This window comes from Agarivorans sp. QJM3NY_33, assembly GCF_050870865.2.
In the GTDB taxonomy this organism is placed as follows: domain Bacteria; phylum Pseudomonadota; class Gammaproteobacteria; order Enterobacterales; family Celerinatantimonadaceae; genus Agarivorans.
This window is the reverse complement of sequence record NZ_CP194039.2, coordinates 2328217-2345295: the sequence shown is the minus strand read 5'-3', so window position 1 is coordinate 2345295 and position 17079 is coordinate 2328217. Positions and strand designations below refer to the sequence as shown.

The following is a 17079-nucleotide window of genomic DNA, read 5'->3' as shown; positions in this document are numbered from 1 at the left end:
ATTAAGCTTTCATTTTTGCATCCAGCTCTTCAATCTTGGCCTTCCAAATAGCAGGGCCTTGTTGATGAGCTGAGTTGCCATCACTATCTACCGCTACAGTGACTGGCATATCTTCAACTTCAAACTCGTAGATGGCTTCCATACCTAAATCTTCAAACGCGACGACTTTGGCTTGCTTAATCGCTTTAGACACCAAATAGGCGGCGCCACCTACTGCCATTAGGTAAACCGATTGGTGCTTCGCGATAGAATCAACGGTTGCTTGGCCGCGTTCTGCCTTACCAATCATGCCCAACAAACCGGTTTCTTCAAGCATCATGTCGGTAAACTTATCCATCCGAGTCGAGGTAGTTGGGCCTGCAGGGCCTACAGCTTCGTCGCGTACCGCATCAACTGGCCCTACGTAGTAAATAAAGCGACCGTTAAAATCGACGCCATTGGGGAATGGTTTACCTTGCTCTAAGTATTCTTTAATACGCTTATGCGCTGCATCGCGACCCGTTAAAATCTTACCATTAAGCAATACCGTTTCGCCCATTTTCCAGCTGGCTATTTCTTCTTTAGTAATGCTGTTTACATCAACACGGCGTACATTGTCACCCACATCCCAGGTAATTTCTGGCCAGTCTTCCAGCTTCGGTGGCGTTAGCAGTGCTGGACCACTACCATCCAAAACAAAATGAGCATGCCGAGTCGCCGCACAGTTGGGGATCAAAACCACCGGCTTGGATGCCGCATGAGTTGGGCAAGATTTTACTTTGACATCTAAAACCGTGGTTAACCCCCCCAAGCCTTGCGCACCAATTCCCAGCTTATTAATACCTTCCATTAATTCTAAACGCAGCTCTTCATCGGCGTTAGTTGCGCCACGCTCCTGTAGGTCTTGAATATCTACCGGATCCATCAGCGATTCTTTTGCCATCACTGCAGCCTTCTCTGCGGTGCCACCGATGCCAATTCCAACCATGCCGGGAGGACACCAACCGGCTCCCATGGTCGGCAAGGTTTTAAGTACCCACTCGGCCACAGAGTCAGAAGGGTTAAGCATCGCCATTTTTGATTTGTTTTCACTACCACCGCCCTTCGCGGCGACCATAATTTCCACTTTATCACCAGCGACTAAATCGATGTGAACCACCGCGGGCGTATTATCTTTGGTATTTTTCCTCGCCCCATTCGGGTCGGCGACAATAGAAGCGCGCAGTGGATTATCGGGATTGGTATAGGCTCGTCGCACGCCTTCGTCGACCATTTCCTGCACGGTAAGGTCACTGTCCCACTGAACCTGCATACCGACTTTGACAAAGGCTGTAATAATGCCGGTATCTTGACAAATCGGTCGTAAACCTTGGGCGCACATTCGTGAGTTAATTAAAATTTGTGCGATGGCATCTTTTGCCGCGGTACTTTGCTCTTTCTCGTAAGCCGCAGCCATCGCTTTCACAAAATCGAGAGGATGGTAATAAGAAATGAATTGCAGTGATTCAGCGACACTGTCAATAAAGTCTTGTTTTCGGATGATGGTCATAAAGTCTCCACAGGTCCTTATTTTGCCTTGGTACATTGAGTGAACTCAGTCCTTGGCTATTCGGGTTATAATCGTTATCCTTCCCGCCTATAATACGCTTGCGCTATAAAGCCTGCTATAACCTAGTCCGAAATTTTTACAATTTATCTACGTATTTATAATACCTTTAGCTAATGGCCAGTAAAAACCAACCCTATGATTGTTAGTAAATCTTTTTGTTTAGAATCGGCAACGCTATTCGAGCGGATCGCCAACCAACAGTGGTGTTGCTTCTTGCAATCCGCATCCAGTGAGCATGAGAACAGCCGTTACGACATTTTAGTGGCTGATCCCATCGCCACGGTTTGTACTCGAGCAGAAATATCCACGGTTAGACTTGGCGAGCAACACTACCAAAGCAAACAAGCCCCCTTCGATTTATTAGAAAAACTGCGGCTGCAATTATTTTCTAAGGCGACGGATCAGCAACTTGAGCTCCCATTTTGCGGTGGTGCTCTGGGACTTTGGTCATACGATTTGGGTCGCCAATTGGAGCCGCTACCACAACGTCTTCAAGCTGATCTGCGTAGCCCGGATATGGCAGTCGGATTTTATGACTGGGCCTTGATCTATGACCACCAACAACAACGTAGTACTCTCGTGCACCACGCTGATCATGATGATCAATTAAGCGCCTATGCACAGCTGGTAGAACGCGAGCAATGGTTATTACAACAGCAAGCGGCACCTGAGCAAACATTTAGTTTAACCAGCCAATGGCAGAGCAACCTTAGTCAGGCACAGTATCAGCAACGTTTTGCTCAGGTGCAACAATACCTACTCAGTGGCGACTGCTACCAAATTAATTTAACCCAACGCTTTCAAGCCAGCTATCAAGGTAGTGAACTCACTGCTTATCAAAAACTGATTGCAGCCAACAAAGCACCATTTTCGGCGTTTTTACGCCTCGAAGACAGCTGTATTCTGAGTGTATCGCCCGAACGTTTTATTCGCCTGAAACAAGGAATGATCGAAACCAAACCGATTAAAGGCACTCGCCCGCGCAGTAGCGATCCGGCTAAAGATAGAGCTTTAGCCGAAGAACTGGCCATCGCGGAAAAAGATCAAGCCGAGAACTTGATGATTGTCGACCTATTGCGAAATGACATTGGCCGAGTCGCCAAGTCTGGCAGTGTGACAGTGCCCAAGCTATTTAATATAGAATCGTTCCCTGCGGTGCACCATCTGGTGAGTACCATTCGCGCAGAACTTGCCAAACAGTACTCAAGCGAACAACTTCTAGCGGCCTGTTTTCCTGGAGGATCAATCACTGGCGCGCCTAAAATCCGGGCGATGCAGATTATTGAAGAACTTGAAGCAAACCGCCGTAACGCCTATTGTGGAGCTATCGGTTATATCAGCGCCAATGGCGATATGGATACCAATATCACGATCCGAACTTTGGTATGTGAACAACAGCAGATCTATTGTTGGGCTGGCGGCGGGATTGTGGTTGACTCTGAGGTCGATGCCGAATACCAAGAATGTTTCGATAAGCTCAGTCGTATTTTGCCAGCCTTACAGTAAGGCTGAGACTCAAGGATCCAATTGTATTTATGCATACCCACCACTACCTACAACGCTATCTATTGCATCCTGCTGTGGCCAACTCAGCCAAGTCAACAAAGCAAGCTGCGGCAGTCTTGGTGCCAATCATCGCCCAGCCAGGACAAACGGAGCAACTGGTACTGACTCAGCGCAGCGCTCAGTTACGGCATCACCCCTCGGAGATCAGCTTTCCCGGCGGGAAATACGACAGCACCGATCACAACTTACAACACACTGCATTGCGTGAAACCGAAGAAGAAATAGGAATTAACCCCAAGTTATTTACCATTTTAGGGCAACTTCCGCAGTTAAATACCGTCAGCAATTTCTCGGTGAGTCCCTTTATCGCGACCGCCAAGCAAGACCTTGCGTTTAAGATCAACGACAACGAAGTGGCTCAAGTGATTGTTTTACCCTTGCAGCCTTTTTTGTCTTTAAGCAATTATCAGGGCTATCGTTTTTATCGCAAAGGCCGCGTGAAACAGGTTTATTTCATCGAAGTCGAAAAGCACGTCATTTGGGGAGCAACCGCGCAAATATTGTATAATTTGGCCTCTCATTGTTGCGGATAACTAGATATACTTAGCACAACAGAATTAATAACTTATTCGATTCGATTTTTTAGGTAACAACATAAATGGTAAGTTTATTTGACCTTTTTTCCATTGGTATTGGTCCATCCAGCTCTCATACCGTAGGCCCGATGAAGGCGGCGAAACTATTTGCTGAAAATTTACAACCGCAATTCCAGCGGATCAATCACTTACAAGTCGAGCTATTTGGCTCGTTAGGCGCCACCGGGAAAGGCCACGGCACAGGTAAGGCAGTCATTCTCGGCCTATTAGGCGAAACTCCCGAGTCTATTGATATTGATGCCGTTGAGCAAATGTTACAAGAGGTAGAACAAAGCCAAGAGTTAAATTTATTAAACTCTAAAATAATTAACTTTCCAAAAGTTGGCGCGATTGTTTTTCACCGACGTAGAAGCTTACCTGTGCACAGTAATGCCTTACGTTTTACCGCCACACTCGACAATGGTAAAACCATTTCGGCAACCTACTACTCGATTGGTGGAGGTTACATTATTGAAGATGGCGAAGCCGTTGCAGCCCATGAGGCTAACTACCCCTACCCTTACGACAGTGCCGATTCCTTACTATTACGCTGTAAAGAAAGCGGTAAAAGCATCGCTGCGGTGGTTTCTTGCAATGAGCAAGTACATTGTTCTACGCGTAGCATTAGCGCGTACACCCAACAAATTTGGCAAACAATGCAAGCCTGTGTGGCTCGCGGTATGGGAGAAGAGGGGATCTTACCCGGCGGCCTCAAGCTAGCTCGACGAGCCCCCTGCTTAAAGCGTCAGCTCAATTCGCAACAAAACCTAAGCTCTGACCCCCTCAATGTTATGGACTGGGTCAATTTATATGCGCTTGCCGTTAGCGAAGAAAATGCCGCAGGTGGACGCGTGGTTACCGCCCCGACCAATGGGGCCGCGGGGATCATTCCTGCCGTATTACATTACTATCACAATTTTGTACAAGCCTTAGACCAAGATGCCCTAAATCAGTTTTTTTTGACCGCCACCGCAATTGGCTCTTTATATAAAACCAACGCTTCAATTTCTGGTGCCGAAGTTGGATGTCAGGGCGAGGTGGGCGTCGCCTGCTCAATGGCGGCAGCTGGCTTAACGGCTCTATTTGGCGGCAAACCCGAACAAATTGAAAATGCAGCCGAGATCGGCATCGAACATAATCTAGGACTCACCTGTGACCCCATCGGTGGTTTGGTACAAGTTCCTTGTATCGAACGCAATGCGATGGGCGCATTGAAGGCGATTAATGCCGCACGTTTAGCGCTTCGCGGGAGTGGAGAACACAAGGTATCGCTAGACAAAGCGATAAAAACGATGTGGGAAACTGGTCGTGATATGAAGAGTAAGTACAAAGAAACATCGCGCGGTGGTTTAGCGGTCAACATTATCGAGTGTTAAAGCAGTCAGCTAACTGGCGAATTAAAATCAGAAACAATGAAAGCAGTCACTTCGACTGCTTTTTTGAACACTTAAATGGTTGGTAATTGGATCTCGTTGAACAAAGCTTCAACTTCATCGAATGATTTTGCTTGTACTGCCCTATCGACTAAATCGCGAGTCAAATGAGGAGCAAAGCGTTCGATGAAATCATACATATAGGTCCGTAGGAAGGTTCCTTTTCGGAAACAAATTTTAGTGGTACTCGCTCTAAATAAGTGACTCGCATCAATCGCGACTAAGTCCTGATCTTGTTGCTTATCAATCGCCATCGTTGCCAATACCCCGACACCAATGCCCATTCGCACATAAGTTTTAATCACGTCGGCGTCGGTGGCAGTAAAGACAATTTTGGGTACCTTACCCGCACGGCCAAAGGCGTCGTCAAGGTCTGAGCGTCCAGTAAAACCAAAAATATAGGTGACTATTGAATGTTTAGCTAAATCATTAATGGTCACAACTTCACCATTCAGATGTTTCTTCGCCAGCTCATGATCGGGTGGTACGAGAATACTCCGGTTCCAGTGATAACACGGCAACATCACCAAATCGGAAAAGATATGTAAGGCCTCGGTCGCAATCGCAAAGTCTGCACTGCCCTTGGCAACCGCTTCGTTAATTTGATTGGGCGTGCCTTGATGCATATTTAACGAAACATTCGGATAACGATGAATAAAACCTTGAATCACTTCTGGTAGGGCATAACGTGCTTGAGTATGGGTGGTGGAAATGTTTAATGAGCCTTGGTCAGGATGAGTATGCTGACTAGCCACAGCTTTAATGCTCTCCACCTTCGCCATAATTTCATTGCTGATCCGTATAATTTCTTGGCCAGCAGGGGTGACTTGGCTAAGATGTTTGCCACTACGTTTAAAGATTTGTACCCCTAACTCGTCTTCTAACAAGCGGATCTGCTTACTAATCCCCGGTTGCGAGGTATATAAACTTTCGGCAGTTGCAGATACGTTAAGGTTATTATTAACGACTTCTGCGATATAGCGTAATTGCTGTAATTTCATTTTGTTAGATTCTCTAGCGCCAAACTGTCTTAACCACAAATATACCCGCGAGTTAAGCTCTTATTACATTTTTTCATAAGTATATAGCCATTGCAGACCATAATGAAATCACTTTCCATTGATTTTAACAAAGCGGAAGCAACATTAGCTTAGATTGGGCTGCGACTCACCACTTAAGTGAATACAAAGACCACTAAAGCGAGAAAAGCTTAACGCAAACTTCTCACCAACTGAGCCGAGTTTCGCTTCAGTAAACGTAAGGTTGAACTCGCCCCCATACTGGCAATCACCACCATTCCCAACACTGGGCCAATCAACCACAGGCTCCAGTTCAACATCGGTCGGATCTCAAACACTTGAGTTTGTAGTAACAATAATACCCCTTGAGCTGCGCACGCGGCGATGAAGCCAGATAATAGACCGAGGATAACAAATTCATAAATCACAGCATTTCTCAATACTTTACCGCTAGCACCTAGAGTGCGTAGAATCACCGTTTGCAGTCGGCGTTCTTGTAACGAGCCCTGCACTTGAGCAAATAGCACTAAACTACTGGCTAACAGTACCACCACCAACACCAATCGAAGCGCCAGTGATACTTGGTCAACCACTTGGCTTAACTGCTGAATCAGAGCCTTCACATCAATTAATACCAAGGTAGGAAAACTCGCCATAGTTTCAGCCATCCAAGCACTTTTATTGGCTGGTAAATTAAAAGAACTCAAATATCCACTTGGAAAAGAGGCCATCACATCTTGACTCAATAGCACAAAGAAATTTGGTTGCATGGTATTCCAATCAACACTGCGAATACTGCTTACCTTTACTTCAAAGGTACTGGCTCCCACCATAAAACGCAGCGTATCACCGAGTTTAATCGCTAAACGCTCGGCAAAATCTTGCTCCACCGAAGCTTGCTGCTGGCTTTGAGGGCTTAACCACTGGCCATCAATTACTTGATTTCGATAGGGTAAGTCTGCAGTGCTACTTAAATTAAGTTCCCGACCAGCCCCACGACGACGCGACGATTCCTTATCTGAATATTCGCCATTGGCTTGCTGACTCACTAGCTCATCATTGATCGCCACTAAGCGCCCACGCAACATCGGAAACAAGGGGCCCAAATTAATGTTCTCGGCCGCGAAACGATCGATTAATGGCTGTTTTTGCTGTTGGCTAATATTGTAAACAAAATGGTTAGGAGCCCCGGCCGGCAGTTGTTGCTGCCATTCGCTAATGAGATCCTGTTGAATCACCCACACCACTAAAGCAAGTTTGATGGCAACGGTAAAGCCAATCAACTGAACCCGATTCTGCTTTGCTCTTTTATAAAGCGATGAGACCGCAATTTTAAGGCTCACGTGACCTAAATTGCTTGAACGTTTTTTAAGTAGCCACAGCAATAGCTGGCTGGTTAACAACAGCACCAACACCGCCAATAAACCTACGCCCAATAGAATAAGGCTGAGCGATAAAGATGCGCTATACAACCATAATAAGCCAAACACGCTCAGCAGCATCCATAGGCCGACCCATAACGGCTTCACCACACCATCGTCGCTGTCACGACGGATCACCCGCATTGGTGCCACATTAAATAACTGTAAGAGAGTGGGCAAAGTAAAGGCAAAGCCACAAATCAAACCACTACCCACCGCCATCAGATAAGGTTTCAAACCTGCGCTTGGCAAGGTAATGTTAATACTAGCTTCCACATAATTGACCACAGGCCATTGCAAAATGGAGGCAAGTCCCAATCCCAGCAATGTTGATAACAAAACGACGCTAGATAAATGTCCAATGTAAATGCGTCTGATCTGTACTTTACTTGCCCCAACAACTTTAAACATCGCCACCGTATCGTAATGACGTTGACAGTACAGCCTGCTGGCGACCGCAATCGCCACGCAAGCCAACAAAACCCCAATTAAGCCCGCAAGCAATAAAAATTGCTGCGCCTTGGTTAAGGCATTGGCTAGCGGAGAGCTACCACTACTGACGTTAATGAAACGTTGATTATCCGCGAGCAAGGGCTTTAATTGCAGCTCTAAGTCGGCTAAACGAGATTTACTTCCTGCGAACATGTAGCGGTAAGATAAGCGACTGCCAGGCTGAACCACCTCGGTTTGAAGCACATCGGCGATATTCATCATGACCCGAGGCGCAGTCATAAATACGCTAAATGGCGCATCTGGTTCATTCACGATACGCCCGGCGATCTTTAATATCGCCTCGCCTATCTCAATTTGATCGCCAATATTTACGCCAAGCTGATAAAACAAACGTTCGGCTAAATACACTTGTCCTATCGGAACGCCTTTTATCGAGGCACCACCACTACCAGTCGGCTGTTTACTCACTCGCAACGCCCCCTTCAGTGGATAGTGATTCGACACCGCCTTCACACTCGCCAAAACTAACTTATCATTGGCATATAACATCGATGGAAAGAGCAATTGCTCCGCGTAATCTAATTGTAAGCGGCTTGCTCGCTGCGCCAAATCAAGATCAACGGGATGTCCACTACGAACCAAGCGGTCGGCGGCAATAAAGTCTCCGCTCTTAGAAAAAATGGCCTGTTCTAAACGATCAGTAATACTACTGAACAACCATACTGAGCTCACCGCAAGCACAATAGCAGCGGCAATAATCGTCAGTTCCCCACGCCGCAGTTCAGCACGAAATAAACGCCAAATCAGCTTATTCATCGAAGATTCCTTATCCGTCAATCATTTGCCCAGCTTGTAAGGTTATTTGCCTTGAGCAACGCTCCGCCAAACCTCGTTCATGGGTCACCAAAACTAAGGTCGCGCCCGATTGTTGGTTTAATGCAAATAACAAGTCTTCAATGTTTTTTCCGTTGTCACTATCTAAATTGGCGGAAGGTTCATCCGCAAACAAGACCTCGGGCTGGCAAATAAAGGCTCTCGCAATTGCAACCCTTTGTTGCTCGCCACCAGACAGTTGATTAGGATAATGATGATGGCGCTCGGTTAAGCCCACCTTATTTAGCCACTGTTCCGCCAACTCCTTAGCCTTGGCGATCCCTTTTAATTCTGCCGGTAACATAACGTTTTCCAGAGCAGTTAAGGCTGGAACTAATAAAAACTGTTGAAAAATAAAACCCACTTTATCGCGTCTTAAACGTGCCCGTTGCTCTTCATCTAAGGCCGACAATTTTTCGCTGCATAATTCAACCTCTCCCTGGCTGGCGCTATCCAAGCCAGCTAAAATACTGAGTAAGGTAGTTTTTCCTGAACCAGATGCGCCCACAATGGCAAGTGATTCTCCTTGGTTAATTTGCACATTGATATCTTTTAATAAGCTCAAACTCCCATTTGGAGTGGCAACCTGATGATTGAGTCCAGTTGCATTTATGATTATCTTAGAGGGAGACGACTGTGATTCTACTGACATAAATAGGTACTCGATAATGATTGTTACTCGGAAAACTGGGTATTACGTATTCAGCTTATTGCTGGTTTTACTCTGTTTGACAATAAATACCAAAGCTAGAGCAAATACCAAATCGATGTTAATCCTCGGTGATAGTTTAAGTGCCGCCTACGGTATGACCCTTGAGCAAGGCTGGGTATCACTCACTGAACAACACTATCGAGACAACAATAAGCCGTTATACTTAATTAATGCAAGTATCAGCGGTGAAACCAGCGCCGGTGCTTTACGAAGATTACCAGATTTATTGGCAGAACATCCTGTCGATTGGCTACTTATTGAGCTTGGTGGTAATGATGGCCTACAAGGCCAGGCGATTAACAGTATCACCGATAATCTTACAGCAATGGTGCAACTCGCCAAGCAGCAAGGTATACAAGTGGCGGTGATGCAAATCCGCATCCCGCCAAACTATGGCAAACGTTACACCACTGCCTTTGAAAGCTTATATAAAACGCTGGCAGAACAACAACAGATCAATTACTTACCTTTTTTTATTGAAGATATCGCGACCCAAAGCGAATTGATGCAAAACGATGGGATCCATCCCAATCAGCAGGCGCAAGCCTTGATTAGTCGGCGGATGCAGCAGCAATTACTTGAATTAGTTCAAGATTAGCCACAGTAACTTTAAATAATTAATGCTTCTAGACACGGCTTATTCGTCCGTAAAACAGTCTATTGATTAGACCGAGCTGACGCTGATAACCGACAAGCTTGATTTGAATCAGAACGCTCAATTATCCATCAATCAGTTTGTGGTAACTATATTTGAATGTGAAACCAAGCTTATGCCCGAAATGAAGCAATTGAGGAGGCCTAAGCTGTTTGGGCGAAACCGCGAGATGGTTGAAGTAAACGAGAGAGAGGCATGACCCGATCGTGCATCACTTTAATGGCTTCAAATTGACCTAAACTTTTACGCTGGTCCAATTGCAAGCCTGCTTCAATGGTCATCACCGTATAGCTTTGCTCACTGCGCTCAACAATCACACAGCGACTATGCGCGTAATCACTTTGTAGTACCACCAGTTGACCCAATTGCAAATCGCTTTGCTGAACGGTGCCGATACTCTTGAAAAACCAACTTTGCGGCATCAACGGTTTAAGAAATTGCGCGGCGGCTAAAGCATTTAAACAAATTTGAACTTTAATCGCTTCAGACCAATTAACCTCTTCTAATTGCTCTAAAAATTGATAATAAAGCTGAGTCTGTTCGGTCGTGAAAGGACTGTCTTCTTGAGCATGTAGAACACAACGCTTTTTACACAACTTAGACACAAACAGCATATTAGGCCCCAAGTCCAGAGTCATTACTCCTTTATTGGTATCGAATATCCAGTGCCATTGTTTATTAGGTTGTATTAACATTTTAAAAAGACAGATCTATCCATGTGAGTTCACTTAATAAACAAATGTACTACGTGAACTCAATAATAACAAATAAATTTAAAAATTTTTTATATAACTTTGGAAATCTGCTTAATTAATTCGGGACCTTTATAAATAAATCCACTATATATTTGAACTAGTTTGGCTCCCGCTTCCATTTTTTCTTTTGCAGCCATCCCTGAGTCTATTCCGCCAACACCAATGATCGGGATCTCCGATTTTAAATAATGATCTAATTTACGAATAACTTCTGTCGATTTTAATTGCAAAGGACGCCCGCTTAAACCTCCAGCCTCACTAGCATGGTTCATCCCCTCAACCATTGAGCGCTCTAGGGTGGTATTGGTTGCAATCACCCCATCTAATTTATAACGGATCAGACTGTAACTAATTTGTTCAATTTCCGCTTCTGATAAATCAGGTGCTATTTTAATCAACAGTGGTACATGTTTATTATATTGTTGGCTAAGTTGATCTTTTCGCTCAGTAAGATCCTTTAATAGATCTTCTAGCGCTTCACCATATTGTAAGGATCTTAAACCGGGAGTATTTGGACTAGAAATATTAACTGCGATATAAGAGGCATGGGCAAAGGCTTTATTCATACCGATTAAATAATCGTCTTTACCATTTTCAACAGGCGTATCAAAGTTTTTACCAATATTGATCCCAAGGATCCCTTTGAACTGGCTTTGCTCAACCTGATTGATTAAATAATCGATCCCTTTATTATTAAAGCCCATTCGATTAATTAAACCTTCGGCTTCTAATACCCTAAAAATACGAGGCTTTTCGTTACCTGACTGAGCGCGAGGGGTTACCGTTCCAACTTCTATAAAACCAAAGCCCATTGCAGCAAAAGCTTGAATACACTCGCCATTCTTATCTAAACCAGCCGCTAAGCCGACCGGATTAGGAAACGTAAGTCCCATTAGTTCTACTGGGTTGGCTGGAACTTGTTGGCGGTACAGTCTGTCAAGTAAGGTTCCGCCAGTACGCTTAAACATCTCGATAGTCAGATCATGAGCGGATTCAGGATTTAGTTGAAAAATTAGTTTACGAGCGAGTGGGTAATACATTTAGACTCCTAGTATAAGACCCCCGAAGATGCAGGGCTTCGGGGGCAGTATTTTATACTAGTTTACCGAGCAATTTAAATTTAATAGATTCAATTCCCTTAATAATACTGAAAATTTCGCAAATTCATGGATATTTCCGGTTTTGAAGTCGGCCAACATCTGATTCCAGCGAAGCAAAAGGCTCTCGTGAGCGGCTAACCAATCATCCAAAGCATTTTCACTTTCCATCTGAGTCGCCCATTTTAGAGCACTCATGGTAAGCTGCCGTTGTTGCCAGTCGAGATCTTCTCTAAAAGAAGAACGCGCTAAGGCCTGCCAATGGTTATCTACCGCTTGGATATTAATTTGCTCTAGGAACCAATGTAAGCCGATATTTGCACCAAGATTAAAGTACAGTCTTGCCACCGTAACAATATCTTGCTCGCCTTGTTCAGCAATCTCGGTGAGGTCTAAGATCGAAAACATCGAATCCATCTTGGCCATGGTACTGGCTAACTCTGCTGGCACATGTTGCTGCTGCAGCTTATCTGCTTGCTGATTTACCAAGTCCACCTCATCGCTGGCAAGTACGTCCAGTAACTGCTGATTTAGTTGCAAATAACTCGGGCGATAACGTTCTATTTGCTCTGCGATGGTCAAGGAGCGATCTCTTAGTGTTAAGAAACGTCGCGTGGCTCGACGTATAGTCCTGCGCAAGCTGTTAATCATGCTCAATTGAAGTTGCGCATTCACTCGATTATCCAAGGCTTCAATTTGCTCATAAAGCTCCCATGCGCCAAAGACTTCACAAGCAGTCATATAACAAGTACAAATTTCTGCGGCGCTCGACCCCGTTTCTTCAATCAGGCGAGTGACAAAGTTAAAGCCAACATCATCGACCACCTGGTTCGCCAAACGAGTCGCCACAATCTCTTGGCGAAGTGGATGCTGATGCATCTGTTCAACATAACGTTGCTGCAATAAAGCAGGGAAAGACTTAATCAAAGTTTGACTAAGATAGGGATCCTCGGTTACTTCGGAAACATTAAACCATTCTTTCAAGGCCATTTTGCCATATGCAACCAACACCGCTAATTCGGGTCTGGTGAGCCCTTGACCATTTGCCTCTCGCTCTAATAACTCTTCATCGCTAGGCAAAAACTCTAAACTTCGGTTTAAACGCCCTTCCCGCTCTAAAATATGCATAAAGCGGCTAACTTCTTTAACGGTACTCTCACCAAGTTGTTCCGTCGCACTGATCGATTGACTCTGACGATAGGCATTTTCTAATACAATGAGTGACACATCTTCGGTCATTTCAACTAACAATTTGTTACGTTGTTTTTCTGTAAGATCACCATTTGTCACCAAGCCATTGAGCAAAATTTTAATATTCACTTCATTATCGGAGCAATCTACACCACCCACATTATCGGTGAAATCGGTATTAATTCGACCGCCATTCTCGGCAATTTCAATACGGCCAAGCTGAGTAATCCCAAGATTGCCCCCTTCACCAACAATTTTCGCGCGAAGTTGCTTACCATTGATCCGCAACGAATCATTAGCGCGATCACCAACGTCGGTATTGGATTCGGAACTGGCTTTGATATAAGTCCCAATACCACCGTTCCAAAATAAATCAACAGATGCACATAGGATCAACTGAATCAAAGCATTTGGCGTAACACTGCTTAGTTTGGTATCAAGTAGACGCTGAATTTCAGGGCTTAGCTTAATCGACTTAGCACTACGTAAGAAAATGCCTCCACCTTCAGAGATTAAACTGTTGTCGTAGTCTTGCCATGAGGAACGCGGTAATTCAAATAGCCGTTTACGTTCTTGGTAAGAACGCGCTACATCAGGATTGGGGTCAATAAAGATATGCATATGGTTGAAGGCAGCAACTAAACAGGTATGTTCCGAAAGCAACATCCCATTCCCAAATACATCACCTGCCATATCCCCAACTGCGACACAGCTAAAGTCGGAGGTTTGACAATTCACGCCAATTTCTCGGAAATGACGTTTTACCGACTCCCAAGCCCCTCGAGCAGTAATCCCCATACCTTTATGATCGTAACCGTTACTGCCACCGGATGCGAAGGCATCCCCCATCCAGAATTGATACTCCTGACTAATTTGGTTGGCAATGTCAGAGAAAGTTGCGGTACCTTTATCGGCGGCCACCACCAAATAAGGATCATCAGGGTCACGTCGAACCACTTGGGGAGGCGCAATAATCTCTCCCTTAATATTATTATCGGTAATATCCAATAAACCGCGAATAAAGGTGCGATAACACTGTTTGCCTTCGGTTAACCAAGCATCTCGATCACTCGGCGCAGGCAAACGCTTACAAACAAAACCACCTTTAGCACCGACTGGTACGATCACCGTGTTTTTCACCTGTTGAGCTTTGACTAGACCCAGTACCTCAGTTCTAAAGTCTTCACGTCGATCAGACCAGCGCAGTCCACCTCGAGCAACTTTACCTCCCCGTAGGTGAACCCCTTCGACTCTCGGCGAATAAACAAAAACTTCGAACATTGGCACAGGCTGCGGCATATCCGAAATTTGCCGAGGGTCAATTTTAAAGGAGATATAGTCTTTAACTTGTTTGTCTGCAGTAAGCTGGTAAAAATTGGTCCGTAAAGTTGCTTTAATCATCTCTAAGTAACGACGAATAATTCGGTCATCATCTAGGTTTTCGACACCATCCAACAAACTAATCAACTTCGCTTCTATCTTTTCTTCGGTCTTTTCAGAACGCTTTAGACTGGGATTAAAACGACGATGGAATAAATCCATTAATAAGGTAGATATTTGCGGGTAACTTGCGAAGGTTTCTTCAATATAACTTTGGTTAAAATTACTGCCGATCTGACGCATATACTTCGCGTAGGCTCTGAGTAAGGCAACATTTCTACCGGACACTTGCGCAGCCAAAACCAAGCGATTGAAACCGTCGTTTTCAAGCTGTCCAGACCAAATTTCAGCAAAGGCTTGTTGGAAATTATCACGATTTTTTTCGATGTCCAAAGCTTGTTCGCCCACAAACAACATCGAAAAGTCCAACAACCAATATACTTTATTATCGCTGCTGGTTAAGCGATATGGTGTTTCACCAATCACCCGCAAGCCCATATTTTCTAACATCGGTAATACATCAGAAAGATGTAACGGTTCATTCAAATGAAATAATTTTAAGCGGACATGATTGTTATTAATATTCTCTTCTTGGGGCCGATAGAACAACATCCCCAATTGATTCTCATCACTGAGTTCTTCAAATTGCATGATATCGGCAACAGCCGAACCCGGTAGCACGTCTTCTTTATATGAACGAGGAAAAGCACTTTGATATTTACTGCTTAATTGAATCGCACGCTCTTCACCGAAATTAGATACCAAAGAATCTGATAAACGGTCTTCCCAGGTTCTAGCGGCTTCAATTAGGTTAGTTTGTAACTGGCTCAAATCAAACTCCTGATTGCTATTATCTACTCTCACTAGATAGTGAGTGCGCGCCATTGAGCCTTCAGTGTAATAGGTTGTAAATTCGACTTCTTCCGTGGATTTAAAGTGTTGCTTGAATATCTCTTGGCTATCTATCCTTAAAGCCGTGTTATAACGGTCTTTGCTGGTATAAACCAAGCAAGAGTAGAAACGCCCGTATAAATCTTTTCGCACAAACAACTTCACTAAGTCGCGCTCTTGAATTTGCTCGACACCTAAACCAATATTCAACAATTCCTCTTCACTCGCCTGGATCAACTCATCTCTGGGATAAGTTTCCATAATATTCAGCAATGACTTATATGCATGAGACCCTTCGGGTAGAGCCGAGTTAACCATAATTCGAGCAAGCTTTTGATTAATCAAGGGGATTTCTAGAGGACTGCGATTATAGATAGAAGAAGCATATAAACCGACAAAACGATGCTCTCCAATCACCTGACCCGCTTTATTAAAAACTTTAATCCCAACGTGATCGATATAAGCAGGACGATGCACTCGCGACTTATGATTACTCTTGTTCAACACCAACGGCGTCTGATTCGTCGCCAGTTCACGACCGGCCTCGGTATAGCTCGATAAAGAGACTACCTGACTCGTCACATATTCTCGGTAGAGACCTAAACTGCCTTCGTCATCGGGAATCAACTGAAAGTCCCCTTTCACTTCTTTGAGTGCGTAGTGACGATAGCCCATCAGCGTAAAGTTGTGATCAGACATCCACTCTAAAAAAGCACAGCTCTGAGCTAGTAAATAGTTGTCTATTGGCCCTTTAGTTTTGGCCAAGTCTGCGGTGACATCAATTAACTTTTGCAGCATCACCTGCCAATCATTAACCACCACTGCGACTTCGTCCAAGACCTTACTCAGTTCGTTACTCAACTTACGCAAGGCTGTTTCGTCGCTTTGGCGGTCAACTTCAATCATGAATATGGTTTGATTGCCAAACTCACTATGCTGCACGTCATATACAGCGGTCACTTGATTATTCTCATCGCGGTCTAAACGCATTGGTTGATGCAATAATAAGTGAGTATTAATGCCACTGCGAACCAAGGCCATTCGAACCGAATCAACTAAAAACGGTGAATCTGGTACAACAATTTCGATAATCGTGTGGGTAGATTGCCAACCGTGACGGCTTAACTCAGGGTTATAGACTTTAATATGTCGGTCACAAGTTTTTGTAAGATTTAGCGTATTCCATAAGCCAACTCCGACCCCATATAAGTCGCTGTCACTGCGATTGGCCAGGTCGTCACTGCCTAGCCCAGAAAACAGCCGAGTTAAAAACTGCTCAGCTAAGGGCGCCGCCCTTGCATCCAGTTTCTGGTTAACAATTTGATAGACTTTCTTAAGTAATACGGAGGCGTGTTGCTGCGCTCTTGTCATAACGCATTCCTTTTCTAAGTAGAGTAATATTATTATTGTGTAAAACAACAGCTTATTGTTTATTTGAGTGTAGTCGGGTTTAAAAATTAATCGAAAAAT

11 protein-coding genes are annotated in these 17079 nt (G+C 44.5%); 4 read left to right on the top strand and 7 right to left on the bottom strand.

The annotated features are described in order from the left end of the window. Position 1: 1 nt before the first annotated feature. Positions 2-1528: a fumarate hydratase gene (locus ACRRSY_RS10525; RefSeq protein WP_432452984.1), complete on the bottom strand. Its 1527-nt coding sequence runs from the start codon at positions 1526-1528 to the stop codon at positions 2-4. A gap of 195 nt (positions 1529-1723) precedes the next feature. Between ACRRSY_RS10525 and pabB the strand changes: the two genes are divergently transcribed. From pabB to ACRRSY_RS10510, 3 genes are all read left to right on the top strand, one after another. After that, entirely contained in the window at positions 1724-3094 is a 1371-nt protein-coding gene (gene pabB, locus ACRRSY_RS10520) for an aminodeoxychorismate synthase component I (protein WP_432463138.1), read from the top strand. A 29-nt stretch (positions 3095-3123) separates the two neighbouring features. Further along, positions 3124-3687, top strand: a complete 564-nt coding sequence (locus ACRRSY_RS10515; RefSeq protein WP_432452982.1) for a CoA pyrophosphatase — start codon at positions 3124-3126, stop codon at positions 3685-3687. 65 nt (positions 3688-3752) lie between these two features. Further along, positions 3753-5105, top strand: coding sequence for an L-serine ammonia-lyase (locus ACRRSY_RS10510; protein WP_432463137.1), 1353 nt, complete (start codon positions 3753-3755; stop codon positions 5103-5105). 71 nt (positions 5106-5176) lie between these two features. Here ACRRSY_RS10510 and cysB read toward each other — a convergent pair whose 3' ends face one another. The 3 genes from cysB to ACRRSY_RS10495 form a co-directional block, all read right to left on the bottom strand. Further along, entirely contained in the window at positions 5177-6163 is a 987-nt protein-coding gene (gene cysB, locus ACRRSY_RS10505) for an HTH-type transcriptional regulator CysB (RefSeq protein WP_432452980.1), read from the bottom strand. Positions 6164-6372: 209 nt separating this feature from the next. Continuing rightward, positions 6373-8871 carry an ABC transporter permease gene (locus ACRRSY_RS10500; RefSeq protein WP_432463136.1) on the bottom strand — a complete coding sequence of 833 codons (2499 nt, stop codon included), beginning with the start codon at positions 8869-8871 and terminating at the stop codon, positions 6373-6375. 10 nt (positions 8872-8881) lie between these two features. Next, positions 8882-9580, bottom strand: a complete 699-nt coding sequence (locus ACRRSY_RS10495; protein ID WP_432452978.1) for an ABC transporter ATP-binding protein — start codon at positions 9578-9580, stop codon at positions 8882-8884. Between the two features lie 16 nt (positions 9581-9596). Between ACRRSY_RS10495 and ACRRSY_RS10490 the strand changes: the two genes are divergently transcribed. Further along, positions 9597-10238, top strand: a complete 642-nt coding sequence (locus tag ACRRSY_RS10490) for an arylesterase (protein ID WP_432463135.1) — start codon at positions 9597-9599, stop codon at positions 10236-10238. Positions 10239-10438: 200 nt separating this feature from the next. Here ACRRSY_RS10490 and ACRRSY_RS10485 read toward each other — a convergent pair whose 3' ends face one another. The 3 genes from ACRRSY_RS10485 to ACRRSY_RS10475 all read right to left on the bottom strand — a co-directional run bounded on the left by ACRRSY_RS10485 (position 10439) and on the right by ACRRSY_RS10475 (position 16980). Beyond that, positions 10439-10990 (bottom strand): cell division protein ZapC domain-containing protein, encoded by a 552-nt coding sequence (locus ACRRSY_RS10485; RefSeq protein WP_432463134.1) that lies wholly within the window; start codon positions 10988-10990, stop codon positions 10439-10441. Between the two features lie 89 nt (positions 10991-11079). Further along, positions 11080-12090: a quinone-dependent dihydroorotate dehydrogenase gene (gene pyrD, locus ACRRSY_RS10480; protein ID WP_432463133.1), complete on the bottom strand. Its 1011-nt coding sequence runs from the start codon at positions 12088-12090 to the stop codon at positions 11080-11082. 57 nt (positions 12091-12147) lie between these two features. Continuing rightward, complete coding sequence (locus ACRRSY_RS10475) at positions 12148-16980, bottom strand: NAD-glutamate dehydrogenase (protein WP_432463132.1); 4833 nt, start codon at positions 16978-16980, stop codon at positions 12148-12150. Between the last annotated feature and the right edge of the window lie 99 nt (positions 16981-17079).

Coding starts and splice junctions, on each gene's coding strand:
- ACRRSY_RS10510 (WP_432463137.1), top strand. CDS start 3,753: ATGGTAAGTTTATTTGACCTTTTTTCCATTGGTATTGGTCCATCCAGC.
- ACRRSY_RS10515 (WP_432452982.1), top strand. CDS start 3,124: ATGCATACCCACCACTACCTACAACGCTATCTATTGCATCCTGCTGTG.
- pyrD (WP_432463133.1), bottom strand. CDS start 12,090: ATGTATTACCCACTCGCTCGTAAACTAATTTTTCAACTAAATCCTGAA.
- ACRRSY_RS10485 (WP_432463134.1), bottom strand. CDS start 10,990: ATGTTAATACAACCTAATAAACAATGGCACTGGATATTCGATACCAAT.
- ACRRSY_RS10490 (WP_432463135.1), top strand. CDS start 9,597: ATGATTGTTACTCGGAAAACTGGGTATTACGTATTCAGCTTATTGCTG.
- ACRRSY_RS10475 (WP_432463132.1), bottom strand. CDS start 16,980: ATGACAAGAGCGCAGCAACACGCCTCCGTATTACTTAAGAAAGTCTAT.
- ACRRSY_RS10525 (WP_432452984.1), bottom strand. CDS start 1,528: ATGACCATCATCCGAAAACAAGACTTTATTGACAGTGTCGCTGAATCA.
- pabB (WP_432463138.1), top strand. CDS start 1,724: ATGATTGTTAGTAAATCTTTTTGTTTAGAATCGGCAACGCTATTCGAG.
- ACRRSY_RS10495 (WP_432452978.1), bottom strand. CDS start 9,580: ATGTCAGTAGAATCACAGTCGTCTCCCTCTAAGATAATCATAAATGCA.
- cysB (WP_432452980.1), bottom strand. CDS start 6,163: ATGAAATTACAGCAATTACGCTATATCGCAGAAGTCGTTAATAATAAC.
- ACRRSY_RS10500 (WP_432463136.1), bottom strand. CDS start 8,871: ATGAATAAGCTGATTTGGCGTTTATTTCGTGCTGAACTGCGGCGTGGG.